This window comes from Paenibacillus sp. JCM 10914, from assembly GCF_001315105.1.
GTDB lineage: Bacteria > Bacillota > Bacilli > Paenibacillales > Paenibacillaceae > Paenibacillus_AQ.
Map to the genome: position 1 here is coordinate 455,702 of NZ_BAZR01000001.1, position 15,961 is coordinate 471,662.

General features: G+C 50.1%; 8 protein-coding genes and 5 pseudogenes. 10 read left to right on the plus strand and 3 right to left on the minus strand.

Annotation, left to right across the window (positions count from 1 at the left end):
* The first annotated feature begins 7 nt into the window (after positions 1-7).
* The 3 genes and pseudogenes from JCM10914_RS02080 (at position 8) to rbsB (ending at position 3,391) form a co-directional block, all read left to right on the plus strand.
* A pseudogene (locus JCM10914_RS02080) lies at positions 8-1,488 on the plus strand (sugar ABC transporter ATP-binding protein).
* Between the two features lies 1 nt (position 1,489).
* Positions 1,490-2,457: pseudogene (gene rbsC, locus JCM10914_RS02085) on the plus strand (ribose ABC transporter permease RbsC).
* Positions 2,458-2,470: 13 nt separating this feature from the next.
* Complete coding sequence (gene rbsB, locus JCM10914_RS02090; protein WP_023956846.1) at positions 2,471-3,391, plus strand: ribose ABC transporter substrate-binding protein RbsB; 921 nt, start codon at positions 2,471-2,473, stop codon at positions 3,389-3,391.
* A gap of 99 nt (positions 3,392-3,490) precedes the next feature.
* Here rbsB and JCM10914_RS02095 read toward each other — a convergent pair whose 3' ends face one another.
* Both JCM10914_RS02095 and JCM10914_RS02100 read right to left on the minus strand, forming a co-directional pair.
* The gene (locus tag JCM10914_RS02095) at positions 3,491-5,122 is read right to left on the minus strand and encodes a response regulator (protein WP_023956848.1); all 1,632 of its coding nucleotides are present in this window, start codon (positions 5,120-5,122) and stop codon (positions 3,491-3,493) included.
* Entirely contained in the window at positions 5,100-6,866 is a 1,767-nt protein-coding gene (locus tag JCM10914_RS02100; protein ID WP_023956850.1) for a sensor histidine kinase, read from the minus strand. Before JCM10914_RS02100 ends, JCM10914_RS02095 begins: the two co-directional genes overlap by 23 nt.
* Before the next feature lie 318 nt (positions 6,867-7,184).
* Between JCM10914_RS02100 and JCM10914_RS02105 the strand changes: the two are divergent.
* The 5 genes and pseudogenes from JCM10914_RS02105 to JCM10914_RS02120 all read left to right on the plus strand — a co-directional run bounded on the left by JCM10914_RS02105 (position 7,185) and on the right by JCM10914_RS02120 (position 11,931).
* Positions 7,185-8,122, plus strand: a pseudogene (locus tag JCM10914_RS02105) (ABC transporter permease).
* 27 nt (positions 8,123-8,149) lie between these two features.
* Positions 8,150-9,061: pseudogene (locus JCM10914_RS02110) on the plus strand (carbohydrate ABC transporter permease).
* Positions 9,062-9,114: 53 nt separating this feature from the next.
* Positions 9,115-10,730 (plus strand): annotated as a pseudogene (locus tag JCM10914_RS02115) (extracellular solute-binding protein).
* A 140-nt stretch (positions 10,731-10,870) separates the two neighbouring features.
* The gene (locus JCM10914_RS31215; RefSeq protein ID WP_269433824.1) at positions 10,871-10,993 is read left to right on the plus strand and encodes a hypothetical protein; all 123 of its coding nucleotides are present in this window, start codon (positions 10,871-10,873) and stop codon (positions 10,991-10,993) included.
* Positions 10,990-11,931, plus strand: coding sequence for a Gfo/Idh/MocA family protein (locus JCM10914_RS02120; RefSeq protein ID WP_023956861.1), 942 nt, complete (start codon positions 10,990-10,992; stop codon positions 11,929-11,931). The genes JCM10914_RS31215 and JCM10914_RS02120 overlap by 4 nt, the downstream gene beginning before the upstream one ends.
* A 329-nt stretch (positions 11,932-12,260) precedes the next feature.
* On the opposite strand, the gene JCM10914_RS02125 is transcribed toward JCM10914_RS02120, so the two are convergent.
* The gene (locus JCM10914_RS02125) at positions 12,261-13,001 is read right to left on the minus strand and encodes a hypothetical protein (protein ID WP_023956863.1); all 741 of its coding nucleotides are present in this window, start codon (positions 12,999-13,001) and stop codon (positions 12,261-12,263) included.
* A gap of 209 nt (positions 13,002-13,210) precedes the next feature.
* On the opposite strand from JCM10914_RS02125, the gene JCM10914_RS02130 reads away from it, so the two are divergent.
* Together JCM10914_RS02130 and JCM10914_RS02135 are read left to right on the plus strand one after the other, a co-directional pair.
* The gene (locus JCM10914_RS02130) at positions 13,211-14,809 is read left to right on the plus strand and encodes a cobyric acid synthase (RefSeq protein WP_023956864.1); all 1,599 of its coding nucleotides are present in this window, start codon (positions 13,211-13,213) and stop codon (positions 14,807-14,809) included.
* A gap of 156 nt (positions 14,810-14,965) precedes the next feature.
* A complete protein-coding gene (locus JCM10914_RS02135; protein WP_036716772.1) occupies positions 14,966-15,823 on the plus strand; it encodes a hypothetical protein in 858 nt (285 codons plus the stop codon).
* The last annotated feature ends 138 nt before the right edge of the window (positions 15,824-15,961 follow it).

The window sequence follows — 15,961 nt, forward strand, 5'->3', positions numbered from 1 at the left end:
CAGTACGATGCATATTGAAATGACTAACATTCATAAGTCTTTCGGTGCGAACCGGGTGCTGACAGGCGTGGATTTTGATCTCCGGGAAGGAGAGGTTCACGCGCTTATGGGCGAGAACGGTGCTGGTAAATCCACGCTGATGAACATCCTGACCGGTCTTCATAGCAGGGATGATGGCAAGATCGTCATCGATGATCAGGAGACCTATTTCTCCAATCCGAAGGAAGCCGAAGAGAAGGGCGTCGCTTTCATTCATCAGGAGCTGAATATTTGGCCGGAGATGACGGTTCTGGACAACCTGTTTATCGGCAAGGAGATGACCTCGCGCTTCGGATTATTGAATATGAAAGAAATGAAGGCGCTTGCCAAGGAGCAGTTCAGCAAGTTGTCGGTTACGATTCCGCTGACCCAAGATGCTGGCGAGTGTTCCGTGGGGCAACAGCAGATGATTGAGATTGCGAAAGCGCTGATGACCAGGGCGAAGGTCATTATTATGGACGAGCTACGGCGGCCTTAACGGAACGGGAGATCGAGAAGCTGTTTGACGTGATTCGTTCATTGAAGCAAGAGGGCGTATCGGTCGTGTACATCTCGCACAGGATGGAGGAAATCTTCACCATCTGTGATCGAATTACCGTGATGAGAGATGGGAAATCCGTTGATACGAAGCCGATTCCGGACACGAATTTCAATGAAGTGGTCAAGAAAATGGTGGGCCGGGAGTTAACCGAACGTTATCCGACAAGACATCCCAAACCTGGCGAACCTGTGCTTGAGGTGAAGGGGCTAAGCAGTAAAAGCCGCTTCGAGCATGTAAGCTTTACCGTAAGAGCCGGTGAAATCGTAGGTGTATCAGGTCTGATGGGTGCAGGGCGTACCGAGATGATGCGAGCGATCTTCGGACTCGATTCCTTGGATAGCGGCGAGGTTTGGGTCAGAGGCAAGCAGGTCCAGATCAAGAAGCCGGATGACGCCCTAAGGCATGGCATTGGCTTTATTACGGAGGATCGCAAGGACGAAGGGTTGATCCTGGATTTCTCGGTGCGAGAGAATATGGCGCTTCCCAATCTGTTCAGCTTTTCGGAAAGAGGGTTCATCTCGGGGAAGAAAGAGAAAGAATTCGTTGATTCCCTGATTAAACGGCTGCACATCAAGACCCATAGCTCCGAGACGCTCGCACGCAATTTGTCAGGCGGTAACCAGCAGAAGGTGGTCATCGCCAAGTGGATCGGGATCGGTCCCGGCGTGTTGATCCTGGATGAGCCGACCCGTGGCGTGGATGTCGGTGCCAAGCGTGAAATCTACCAGCTCATGAACGAGCTGACCGAGCGCGGAGTAGGCATTCTGATGGTATCCTCGGACCTGCCGGAGGTTCTGGGCATGAGTGACCGGATTCTTGTCGTTCACGAGGGCAGAATCACCGGCGAATTAGACGGAGCAGATGCAACGCAGGAGAAAATCATGACTTTAGCTACAGGAGGACAGTAATATGACAACAGTTAACGACGCAAAGTCGGGAAAAGGATTTAACGTTTCCGGCCTGACGCAAAAGCTAGGCCCGCTGCTCGGGCTCATTATTCTCATTGTCATCGTCTCGGTGTTGAATCCGAGCTTCCTCGAGCCGCTGAATATTCTGAACCTGCTGCGGCAGGTATCGATTAATGCTTTGATCGCCTTTGGCATGACGTTCGTTATTCTGACCGGCGGCATCGACCTGTCCGTTGGCTCCATTCTGGCATTATCCAGCGCCTTCGTTGCCAATATGATGGTTGCCGGCTTCGATCCGATTCTGGCCATCATTATCGGCGTTGCGCTTGGTGGCGTCATGGGTATGATCAACGGTGTCATGATTACGAAGGGCAGAATGGCCCCGTTTATCGCAACTTTGGCAACGATGACGATATTCAGGGGTTTGACGCTTGTCTACACGAATGGTAACCCGATTACGGGTCTAGGCGACAGCTTGTATTTCAATTGTTTGGCCGTGGATATTTCTTCGGTATTCCAGTACCGGCGATTACGATGATCATCACGTTTGCTCTGTTGTGGATCATTCTTCACAAAACATCATTCGGCCGCAAAACGTATGCGATCGGCGGTAATGAGAAGGCTTCGCTCGTATCAGGTATTAAGGTATCCCGCGTCAAGATCATGATCTACTCACTGGCGGGAATGTTGTCCGCGCTAGCAGGGGCCATTCTGACCTCCCGTTTGAATTCGGCGCAGCCAACAGCAGGCACATCCTATGAGCTGGATGCGATTGCCGCGGTGGTTCTTGGTGGAACAAGCCTTACGGGTGGCCGCGGCCGGATTGTCGGTACTCTGATCGGCGTGCTGATCATCGGCATTTTGAACAACGGTCTCAATCTGCTCGGCGTTAATTCCTTTTATCAGATGGTCGTCAAGGGTGTCGTGATCGCGATAGCCGTACTGCTCGACCGGAAAAAATCGGCTTAAGGGGGAGAGGACAATGAAGAAAAAAGTATCGGCACTTCTAATATCACTCATGTTGATCTTTGTGACCGGTTGTTCCCTAGAACCACCGGAATGGGCCAAGCCTAAGGCAACCGGCGATGTGACCGACATTAAGATCGGGCTATCCATATCTACGCTGAACAATCCGTTCTTTGTATCCTTGAAGGACGGCGTTGTTGCCGAAGCGAACAAGCAGGGCATGGAGGTTGTCATCGTGGACGCGCAGAACGATTCTGCAAAACAGAGTAATGACGTGGATGATCTGATCCAGCAGGGCGTCAATGCCCTGCTGATTAATCCAACGGATTCATCCGCGATCTCGACCGTCGTGCAGACAGCGAACAGCCTTGGGATCCCGGTCATTACACTGGACCGCTCCGCTGATCAAGGCGAGGTTGCGGCATTGGTCGCATCCGATAACGTCAAAGGCGGGCAAATGGCGGCAGAGTATATCGTAGAGCAGCTTGGCGAAGACACCAAGGTGATCGAACTGGAGGGTGTACCGGGCGCCTCGGCTACGCGTGAGCGCGGGAAGGGCTTCCATGATATCGCCGACGAGCAATTGAATGTGGCAGCCAAGCAAGCAGCGGACTTCGACCGGACGAAGGGTCTCACCGTGACCGAGAATCTGCTGCAAGGAAATCCGGATGCCAAAGCGATCTTCGCTCATAACGATGAGATGGCGCTTGGCGCGATCGAAGCGATTCAGAGCTCGGGCAAGGACATCATCGTCATCGGATTTGATGGTAATGAGGATGCGCTGAAGTCGATTGAAGCCGGGAATCTAACCGCAACGGTTGCCCAGCAGCCGCAGCTGATCGGTCAGCTTGCAGTGGAGGCTGCACGCGATGTGCTTCAAGGCAAAGAGGTGGAGGAGAACATTGCCGCCCCACTGAAAATGGTCGTCAAGGAATAGGATAGCACAGCGAGAAAAGAGCGTCCCACCGGAGCAAGTAGTCCGGAGGGAACGCTCTTTTCTCGCTGTTATGTCATCGTCATTAGATGCACCTTGTCCTTATCGATCGCCACCTGCCACATCCTGCTGACCGCTGTATCCTGCGTGAGCGCTTCTCCTGAACTCACTCGGCGACCAGCCTGTATCTTGCTTGAAGAGCTTCGAGAAATAGGAATAGTTGGCATAACCGACTTTGGTCGCGATCTGGTACACCGACAGTGGCGTTGTCTCCAGCAAATGCTTGGCAGCCTTGATTCGTGCTTCGATTATATAATTCCCGAGAGAGATTCCGGTCTCGCGTTTGAAGATTCGCGCGAAATAATCAGGATTCAGATAGACTAGTTCCGCTAGGCTGGTACGGGTCAAATCCTCCCCAACATGGCGATGAATGTATTGCTTGATCTCCTCAACGACCGTGCGCGATTGATCGGCATAGTGCTGGTATTCGGCTGCCGTGCTGACGAGATATTCCATGTACTTCTCCATATCTTCAATCGAGTTCAGCGATTGCATGAATAATTGGTCGTTGGTTGTGCCGGTATACAGCTTATGGGCCTGAATCTGTTTGTTCTTCAGATAAGAATAGACGAGCTGTACGAGATCCAACCGGAATAACCGCAGCACGGAGGCGTTGTATACTCCCTTATGCGCTAGATCTCGTAAATAACGTCGTATCTCATCCAGAAAATGAGATGTGCGGCCTGCTTGAAGCCGCTCTTCCCATTCGTGCAGATTAGGCGGAGTATATATTGTATCCTGGAGCTGCAGCCGCTCCACAAAAAATATGCCGTTGCGCAGCTTGATCATCTCTTCATTCATCTGCAGCAAATCACGAATCGACTTCTGAACATGCAGCAGCGATACGGTGGAGGATACGTTGCAGCAGGCGTCGCTCTTTAGGAACAGATTGGCCTTCTCGATAAATGACGTACATACGCACTCGATCACGTGTGCATCTGGTTGGTCTTGCCACTTGATGATGACGATCCAGTGATAATCCTTGTGCTCCACCACGCGTTCGATCGTGAAGAGTGGATCTTGGAACAATTCTGTCAGCACATTAAGCAGGGCATAATCGAACAGTTCCTTGTCTTCCTTGCCAAGGCTGCGGTCGTAGGGAAAGATTGTCAACAAGAGGGGCAGGAACAGATCGGATATATCATAAGCAAGTTTTTGTTCGGCGATATGCGCTGCCATAGCCTGGGGGTCAGGCGCGGTTTTATATTCCTTGATGAGCTTGCTCCAGAAATGTTCCTGCAGTTTGTTTTGATTTTTTCTCCACAAATCCCCGTCCTGGAGCGCTTCTTCATATCGCTGCTGTTCTTTTGCCTTATATATCGCTTTGGAGATAATCAGACTAAGCTTGTCGAATTCAATCGGCTTCAGAAAATAATCAAAGCTTTGCAATTCAATCGCTTTTTGCGCGTAATTAAAGTCGGCATAGTTCGTTAGAAATATCGTCTGGATGCTGTACTGCTCTTCGCGAATCCAGGCCAGCAGCTCCAGGCCGCTGCCTTGCGGCATTTCAATGTCACAGATTAGAATCTGGACGGATTGTTCGAGCAGAACATCCCTTGCCTGCGTTACGCTGTAAGCCGTAAATACCCGTTCGATGGAGAGCGCGTGCCAATCAATCTTTTTCTCTAACGCCGCAACCACGAAATAATCATCATCCACCAGCAGTACGTTCATTTGCGAACAGCCCCCTTTCGTCTAATGGAGCGGGTGCAGGCAGATAGATCGTTACACAAGCCCCGCCATCCTTCTGATTCCTGAAACACAACTGAGCCCTGTGCTGATAGAGCAGTTCCAGTCGCTGCAATACATTCATGATTCCGATATGTTTGCCCTCCGATTGATCAAGCGCCTTGCCCCCGGTGAGCTTCTCGAGCACGTCAGCAGGGAAGCCGGGTCCGGTATCGGCGATCTCAATCGCCATGTATCTTCTCTCCTCATCTTCATACAAGCCGACCGTCAGCTGAATCTGCAATAATCGGTCCCTGGAGACGGCATATTTGATCGTGTTCTCAATGAAGGTCTGCAAGATCAACGGCGGGATAGTCAGTCCGGACATATCGTTACCCAAGCGAATCTCATATGAGAAGGCGTCCTGATATCGGTGCTTCTGAATCTCGAGATAGGTTCGCACATGCTCGATTTCGTCCGTCAGCGGAACCAGATTGTCATTGCTCTGAAAGATGTATCGGAAATACTTTGATGTGGACAGGGACATGTATTCGATCTCCCGGAACATCTGCATTTGGGCCATGCTGTAAATATTCGTCAGGCAATTCAGGAAAAAATGTGGGTTGATCTGCAGCTTCATATAATCCAGCTGAATTCGCTGTTTCTCCAGCTCTTGTTCATAAAGGTCGATCTTGAATTTCTTGATCTGCTCCACAAGTAATTTGAACTGAGAGTTGACCTGTTCCAGCTCCGTAATCTCGCTGCTCTTGAAATCCAGATGCTCGCTATCTTCATGGATCCGCCGCAGATTCTCCGAGAAGTTCTGAATCGGCTTGAGCACTTTCCGCTTGAAATACAGCATGACGACGCTAAGCGTGCAGGTCAGCACGACGAATAGCAGCATGATGAGCAGTTGGGCGATCATAATCGTCTCGAATAAGCCGAATTGAATGACCAACTGAACTTTGAACGAAGCGTTGGAGAATTCCTTGGTCACCGTCGTTCGAGTCTGGGAGAACGTAAACAAGGAGGACTTGGCGCTGTTCAGCGTCTCCGGACTCACTGCCTCCCCCTGACCAGGACCCGAGATCGCCGTACCTGCGTGATCTACAAGCGCAATATAACCTTCTTCACCGAGGTTTAATTGTCGCAGCGGCCGAATCAGATTATCCGCGGAGATGAGACAGATCAGATAGCGATTGTGAAAAGGAACGATGTTGATGATATAAGGTGTGTCTTTGACCATGATCGGGTTCCAATTCGAGTAGAAGGTCTCATACACATTCTTCGAGTCCGTCAGGGATATGATCTGCGACTCCAGATCTTCGAACTCCGGGTAGGAGAGCGACATGGGTCCATAGTTCTGAAAAAAACGCTGGTCCTTCATATAGAAGAAAAAATCATACTCCTGCCCATAGTTTTTCTGCAACTCGTTGAATCGTTTGTGCACCTGCTCACTCGATTTGATGAAATCGACATACTCAGTCTCCGGGTCATCCATCGCCTTTACGCTCTCATCATTAGCCAGCGTCCATCCCATGTAATGATTAATGTAAGAAAAGTCATGATTGATCTGCCGAATATAGAGATTGGCCGTATCCTGCAAGTACCGGGTGGATTGCTGTTTGACGATGTATATGGAAGTGAAGCTGATCACGAGATCGATCACGAGGGCGAAGATCGATATGAAGAGCATGATTTTGACATAGTGCCGGATGGGATAAGGTTTATTGTTCAATGATTTAACCATGGTGAACGGGTGCGGCTCCTTTCCTGAGCCTTAATATGAAAGCGTTTTAATGTTGGTATAGCTATTATAAAGCGAATGGGCGCAAAAAACAGGTGGGGCTCTAACGGATTCGGCGATAAAGTCCGGATACTGCAAGGTAAAGTCCGAATAACATCAGACTTCATCATGATAGTGGGCGGTTGTATCGCCTTAATTCTTGTTAAGGTCCGAATAGGACATCAAGCTAGTCCAAATAACGCGGTCTGGCAGCCGTATACTTGAGTTGCTTAGTCGGCATAGCATGCTGCGCAGGCAGGATGTTGCACAATAGAAAGGGGAATGAAATTGAAGGCAGCTGAACTGAATCGCAGGGGGCAACAACCGACCCTTGGGCGGATTAGGAAGAACTGGGGCTTGTATTTATTGCTGCTGCCTGCCGTCATCTTGGTTTTGTTGTTCTCATACGTACCGATGTATGGCATCCTGATCGCCTTTAAGGATTACAGCCCGGCCGTAGGCATCATGGATAGTCCCTGGGCTGGTCTGAAATATTTCGAGAAGTTCTTTAACTCGTATCAATTCTCAACGACGATCATAAACACGCTGGTCATTAGCTTGTACAGCGTAGCGACATTTCCGATCCCGATCATGCTTGCGCTGATGGTCAACCAGATGCGGCAGAACTGGTTTAAGCGTGTTTTTCAAACGGTAACGTATATGCCGCACTTTATCTCCACCGTCGTTATGGTAGGACTCATGCTGATCCTGTTCTCGCCGAGTTCAGGCTTGTCGGTAATTTGTTCCGACTCTTCGGCCTGGAAGCGCCAAATCTTATGGGATCGGCAAGCTTGTTCAGCAGCGTCTATGTATGGTCTGACGTGTGGCAGCATGCCGGGTGGGACAGCATCATCTATATTGCGGCACTGTCTGCGGTCAATCCGAGCTTGTACGAAGCAGCTACGATGGATGGAGCCAGCCGGTGGCAGAAGATCCGATTCATCGATATCCCGATGCTGATGCCGACGATGATCACGTTGTTGATTTTGCGGATTGGCGGTCTGCTGGGCGTGGGCTTCGAGAAGGTGTATCTGATGCAGAACAATCTAAACTTGTCCCATAGCGAGGTTATCTCCACGTACGTATATAAGATCGGGATGCTGAGCAGCCAGTACAGCTTCTCATCTGCCATCAACTTGTTTAACACAATCATCAACTTCATTCTGTTGATAATGGTCAACCAGATCTCTAAGAAATACAGCGAGAACAGCTTATGGTAACAAGGGAGGAGGGTTAGAGTGGGCACTATCAAAGTGAATGAGAATCTTTCACCGCCGCGACAGGTAAATACGCGTTCATCGGACCGTGTACTGGAGATTGGGCTGTATGTGTTTGCCATCCTGATGTTGATTGTTCTCATCTATCCGTTATATTTCATTATTATCGCATCGTTCAGTGAACCGGCGGCCGTGGCAAACGGTCAAGTCTGGTTATTCCCGAAAGATTTTACGCTGGCGGGCTATCAGGAATTGCTGAAGCATTCTAATATATGGATTGGTTACAAAAATACGATTATCTACACCGTCGTCGGAACCGCTATCGGTTTGGTTGTGAATATATCGGCGGCATACGCGCTCTCAAGACGCGATCTGGTCGGCGGTAAATATATCTCATTGCTATTTATCTTTACGATGTTCTTCAACGGCGGTTTGATTCCCACGTTTATGACCGTTCGGGATTTTCAGCTCTACGATACGTTCCTTGTCATGGTACTCCCCTTTTCGGTGGCTGTCTTTAATATTATTGTGGCTAGGACCTTTTTCCAGAACAGTATCCCCGACGATTTATGGGAGGCGGCGCAGCTTGACGGTTGTGGCAATATTCGTTACTTCGTCACGATCGTCATTCCGTTATCGAAAGCGGTTATATCGGTCATCGCGTTATGGACGGCTGTCGGTCATTGGAACTCGTTTTTCAATGCTCTGATCTATCTAAAGGATTCCAGTCTGTATCCCTTGCAGTTGATTCTGCGAAATATTCTTGTTACCAACCAGATGCAATCCGCGATGGGAACAGGCGAAGCGCCCAGATTGCGTTAAGGCTCGCAAACATTATGCGATATGCGGTGATCATCGTCGCCACCGTACCGATTATGTGCATCTACGTTTGTGCAGAAGTATTTCAACCAGGGGGTGATGATCGGCGCCGTGAAGCAATGAGTCAGGCAATGGATTTACGGGTTCCATCAATAAGAAAATGGGGGAAATGTAAAATGAAGAAGAGCAATCGCGCCTACCGATTCAAGTTAGCTGGCACTATCGTTCTGGCTGCCGTTCTGTTATTTAATCTGGCAGGATGCAGCGGCAGTGGCGATAAGGATCCGAAATCGGATGCGGCCGCATCCGATTTCAATCAAGAAGGCCTTCCCATCGTTAACGAGCCGATCACGCTGGATGTATTGACCGTCCGTTGGGGTAATATGGGGGATACGTTCGTACAAAATCAGTGGTTGAAGGACTTGGAGCAGAGCACCAACGTGAAGATCAACTGGCAGGTCATGTCCTCGAATGATTGGGGCGAGCAGAAATCGATTATGCTAGCGAGCGGAACGCTTCCAGATATCGTTTTCGGTGATATCGTATTCAGCGATGCCGATATCGTGAACAACCTAACTTATTTCCGTCCACTGGACGACTATATTGATCAATATATGCCGAATTTGAAGGCCGCGATGGAAGAGACACCGGAAATGAAGCAAATGAGCACGTTCCCGGATGGCAAGATTTATTCGCTGCCAGCAAGACTTCCGTCCAGGCCGCAATCCTCGATTCAGCCGATTATCAACAAGACGTGGTTGGATAAGCTGGGTCTGGAAGTACCGGACAATACGGAAGAGCTGTATCAAGTGTTCAAGGCATTTAAGACGCAAGATCCGAATGGCAACGGCAAGCCTGATGAACTTCCGGTCAGCGGATCCGGCAATATCAGCATAGATCTGTTGAATCCATTCGGCATTACGGATATTAATGGCAACAGTATGATGGTGATTGACAATGAGCCAGTGTACTATCCGATTACAGAGAACTACAAGGAAGCGATCAAGTGGGCGCATAAGCTGTACTCAGAAGGCTTAATCGATCAAGAAATCTTCACGCAGGATAATACGATGTTAACGGCTAAGCATCAGAATCCGGATGTGCCGTTGGTTGGCTTCTCCAATCAGTGGGTACCGGACGCAGTCTTTGGTCAATGGAAGGATCAATATATCGCCATTCCGTCCATTGCGGGTCCAGATGGCAAGCGCTATCAGGGCGGCGAGCCGCTCGGTATGAACCTGAGACGGAACGAATTCCTGATAACAACATCGAATGAATATCCCGAAGTATCTGCACGCTGGCCGATCAGTTCTACACGAATGAAGCGAGTATTCAGAATTTCTGGGGGGCGATCGGCACGGTTATTCAGAAGAATGATGACGGTACGTATACGCTGATGAATCCGCCGGAAGGCACTAGTGCTGATGCATGGTACTGGGATCAGTCGGTCCGCGATTTCGGGCCGAAGTACGTAAGCCCTAGCTTTGAGAAGAATATCATTCTGGATGAGACGACTGGAGATGGTCTGAAGCTCGTCATTGACAAGTTAGGCAGCGAATATGTCACCACGCCGTTCCCGAATGTCATGTACAGCGCTGAAGAATTCCTGGAGCTTCCTACACTCACCACCGACATTGACGGCTTTGTCGGCACGACACGCGCGAAGTGGATTTCCGAAGGCAAGATTGATGAAGAGTGGGACGCTTATGTCAAGAAGCTGAATGATATGGGACTCGAGCGACTGATGGAAATCCGTAAGGATGCCTACAAGCGTTACACTAGCGTAAAATAGATCGGCCAATGAATGACTGCCCCGCGCAATCAAAGGATGCTGTGCTGCGGGGCATGATTTATAACCTGAACGATTGTGAGTGCCCGCTCATGGTCATCCTATTATTAATAAACTTTATGGAGCTTAGGAGTGCATCAAAGATGAATAAATTTCGGATTGGGTTGATCGGGCTGGGTGGGATGGCTCAAGAACATATCCGCTGGATGAATCACGAGAATATGTATACGTTTGTTGCTGTAAGTGATCTCAATGGCGAAGCGTGACCAGAGTAGGTGATCAACTCGGCATTGAAGAGAGCAAGCGTTATGTCGACTTTAAGGAGCTGATTAAAGATCCTGACGTGGATGCAGTCATCTCCATTACGCCTAACAATGTGCACGCAGACATCATCCGTGCTTGTCTGGAAGCGGGCAAGCCGTTTCTGACCGAGAAGCCGTTCACTCGTACATATGAGGAAGCCGTGCCGCTGCTTGAGCAGTACGAGCAGCAGCAGCCGATCCCTGCGATGGTTGGCTTCACGTACCGTTATACGCCGGCCTTCCGCTATGCGAGGGAATTGGTGCGTACGGGTAAACTGGGGACGATCCGCCATTTCTCCATTCAGTATTTGCAAGGTTTCGGTGTACCGTCCCACCAAGTGCCTTACATGTGGAGGTACAACAAAGCGATTACCGGAACAGGTACCTTGGGTGATCTGGGCTCACATATGATTGATATGGCCCGGTTCTTGTTCGGCGAGTTTGAAGAGGTTACCGCGCAGCTGCAGACCATTATTCCGGAACGTCATGACCCGGTCACGGGGGCAATGGCGAAGATCGAAGTGGATGATTTCGCCAGCTTCCAGGCACGAATGACAGGCGATATTATGGGTGTGTTTCAAACTTCGCGCAATGCGTTTGGTTCGGGCAATCAGCATGAAGTGTCCATTTATGGAGATCTTGGAACCGTGCATGCCGGCACGCTCGATCCGGAGCGAATCGTATGGATTCGGGAACAAGAACAGGGGCAGCTATCCACGACAACCCTCGAGGTGCCGGCCCATTGCAAGGTAAAGCAGTATGCTGATTTTGCCGCCGTGCTGCGAGGAGCTCCGGCTGACGGCGTCCCCGGGTTCATGGACGGCTACCGGAATCAAGAGGTGCTTGATGCCGTGGTTCGCGCAAGTGAAACCAAGGCTATGGTAGAGCTGCCCAAGGTATAGGCGGACTCGAAGCGAGATGAAGCATATAAGGGGGAACTGTGTGGCGCTAAGGCGTGCGCGCAGTTCCTTTTTTATCGTGCCGTACGGTCTTTAGCCCATGTTAACGCCCATCCAGATATACAAGGTCATTAAGCCGAATAGAAAGAGGCAGAAGTTGACGCTTACAAACATTCCGCGAAGTACGGGAGAGCGATGGAATTGAAGCGGAGTTCGCAATCCTTCCGTGCCTTCGATGAGAAATAATACGAGCAGGGTGTGGATGATGGTGTGGCCGATTATCTCGGTGAACCCGAATACGGTACTGGTCATCAAGAATATGCCGGATACAATCAAGCTGTGAAGCGGTTCAACATGCCCATGATAAAGGCCCAGGCCAGACCAAGTTCGATAAAGGCGCTGATCAAAACGAAATGCTCGATGGTGAATCCGAAGGTAGGGAGCCCGTAGCCGCCCATAACCGTGCAGGCAAGTTCAGGGATCGTTAGTTTCTCCATGGCTAGCCAAGCGAGGGACATTCCTGTACAGATATACAGGACTGGCGATGCCGTATGTTTCAAAGGAGTATTGCAGACGAAGAGATGATAGACGATACCAAGATAAATCAGATAATCCATGGAATGAAATATACCGTAGGTTAATGAAGCTTGGGTATACAGCAAGAACAGAATAGCTCCGCTGAGGGGCAATGTGCGCTGATATAGTAGACAGGCAGCAGCGGTGAAGAGGCCAACAATAATCCACATGGAATCGGTTCTGAACTCGGGCGCAAGATAAGAGCCGCTCAGAAGCTGAAGCATCAGCCCGACAGCAAGTCCGATTCGCAAGATCACCCCGGTATGTGGTCTGAGCCGGTGCAGGACATGATGCAGCGAAACGATAGGGCCCATCCTTCCCAAAGGTTCATGAACTGCGCATGCAATCGATAAGGTAAACAATGTAAACGCTAACCAAAATAAAAAAGTCAAGGTAATGACACTTGGAAAGGACAGCGGTACCCAGTCCAAACGGTCCGCAAACCATTTGACATGAAGATAGACGTTGTTGCTAAACCTGGATAAATGCATTACCATTCAATAAGTTCCTCCCTTTCATCAAACAATACCGTTTATCCAAGATAATGCAAGTTTAACTAAAAAAGTATATTTTAGATGAATATATCCCTGATTTTTCAAAATATTATCCCTTGAGTGAGGCGCTTAGACGGCGTTTGGGTTCAACCCGATCGACAAGGCATAATCGTACGGAAGATTCAGTTTATGACTAGTAAAGGATGAAGAACATGAAGGAGTATCAAGCACGGGATCATGATGTAACGAGCAAGGAGGGGCAGGGAGCGGTTCTCATGCTGCAGGGAACGGCTTCAGATGTTGGCAAGAGCATCGTCACGACCGCTCTCTGCCGGATATTCGTGCAGGATGGTTATCGAACAGCTCCGTATAAATCGCAAAATATGGCGCTCAATTCCTACGTGACGTTGGACGGCAAGGAGATCGGCAGAGCGCAGGGCGTGCAGGCCGAAGCCTGCGGCATTGCCGCAACGACGGATATGAATCCGATCCTGATTAAGCCGATGAAGGACATGCACTCGCAGATCGTTATTCACGGCGTGCCTGAAATGCAGATGAGCGCGATGGATTACCGGACCCAGTTTCTGCCGAAGGCTAAGCAGATCGTACTGGATGCGCTGGAACGACTTCGCGAGGATTATGATATCGTGGTGATGGAGGGTGCGGGCAGCCCGGCCGAGATCAATCTCAAGGATCGGGACATCGTCAATATGAATCTGGCCGGATGGGCGGATTCGCCAGTCATTCTGGTGGCAGATATTGATCGCGGTGGCGTGTTCGCTGCCATAGTCGGAACGCTTGAGCTTCTGGAGCCGCATGAGGCAGCAAGAATCAAAGGGTTCATTATCAATAAGTTCCGCGGAGATGTAGCATTGCTTCAGCCTGGATTGGACTGGCTTGAGGAGCGGACAGGCATTCCGGTGCTAGGCGTTCTTCCCTACATTCAAGACATACGAATCGAGGCGGAGGACTCCGTTGTGCTGGATGAGCTTCACTATCGAAGACAAGAGCAGCGGGAGCTTGATATTGCAATTATTCGTTATCCGCGAATTTCCAACTTTACGGATTTTGATGCGCTGCGCGGGGAACCCGATGTTGTTGTCCGGTTCGTAAGCTCGGTGGATGAACTGGGAACGCCGGACGTGATTATACTGCCGGGTACGAAGAGCACGCTCGACGATCTGGACTTCATCCGGGAACGAGGACTCGCCGATGCGATCAGGACCATGACAGAGCAGCAGGATATACAACTGGTCGGTATATGCGGAGGTTATCAGATGCTGGGCGAGCGGCTGTCGGATCCGCATGCGGCGGAAGGAAGTGTTCGTGAAGCGGAGGGACTCGGCATGCTGCCGCTGAGGACGACTTTTTTGAAGCACAAAAGAACGGTCCGCGTGGCAGGGAAGCTGTCGCCGGACCATCCGCTGCGCCTAGATTCATTCTATGGGGCTGGTGATTTCCCGATTACGGCCTATGAAATCCATATGGGTGTAAGCGAGTGGAGTGATGTAACAGGGGGCGCCGGAGTTTCGCCCCTGTTCACCATGGAGTCGCTGCCTAGCGATAGCCAAGCACAGCTTGAAGGATTAGGTCGATCCGACGGTCGCGTATGGGGAAGCTACATGCACGGCTTATTCGATAATGATGCCCTTCGCAGATCGTGGCTTAATGGCCTGCGGTTGAAGAAGGGGCTGTCTCCCATAACGGCAACCTTCGAGTCGGAACAGCGCAAGCTTGCCGAGTTTGACCGCGTGGCAGACGTTGTGCGTCGCCATGTGGATCTGGACAAAATCTACGAAATCATCGGATGAGTGTGATCATGTCATTCCATATCGAGAGAACATCTTGCCGCCGGTAAGGTGTTCTTTTTTTCGCGGAGTGTTTATTTATAGGGTAGGGGGCTATGATGAGGGTAGGAGCATTCAAGCAAAGGGAAACACTTTCGGGCGGAAATGGAGTGATTATTGATGCGTAAGTATAGATTTGGGATCATCCTTATGGCGGTGCTGACGATAGGATTACCGGCATGTGATCATGCGAACGAGGAAACAGGCGGCCACGAGGCAGGTCAAGAGCAAGGCGTCGTAGACGAGCGGCGTGAACACAGCGGACACGGCGGTGATCACGAGCAGCATACGAATCCATATGAAGTGGAGTTTGCGTGGAACGAGCCCGCCATTGCAGGCACTCAAACCGAGCTTGCCATCAACATTACGGATAGTGCGGGAGAACCTGTTAACGAATTTGCTGTCCATCATGAGAAGCTGCTGCATCTGATTATCGTGAACCGGGAGTTGACCTATTTCAACCATATCCATCCTGATTACAGAGAGAATGGCGTATTTACGGTAAATACAACATTTCCGGCAGGAGGCGAATATAAGTTGTTTGCCGATTTTGTGCCTGAAGGCGCAGCAGGTACGACCCTAAGCGAATGGGTCTACGTCGAGGGTGAGGCCGAAGCGATGTTAGAGATCGAGCCCGACCCTAGCCTCATTACGCAAGTGAATGGCATCGAGGTCGAGCTCCAGCTAAGCAATACCTTGTCGAATGAGGAAGTAGTGCTCACCTATCATTTTCAGGATGCCGAGACGAAGCAAGGAATCGATCGCTTGGAACCTTATTTGGGTGCGGTCGGCCATGTCGTGATCATGTCTGAAGATGCCGAAGAGTACATTCACGTTCATCCTTTGGATGAGAACGGTACGGGCCCGACAGCGGAGTTTGTTACGACCTTTCCCCATAGCGGCGTCTTTAAAGCGTGGGGACAATTCCAGTACAAGGATGAGATCGTCACGATACCTTTTGTATTGGATATCCAATAACCCTGGTTTTGATTAACATTCTCGTACTGCCTCACGTTCGTTGTAAGGCAGTTTTTTGCCTGTTCAAGAGTCGCTTGCGCGAGGTCTCAAGGTTGTATTCGAAGCCAAAATCATCTATGGTTACCAAATAAAACAGTC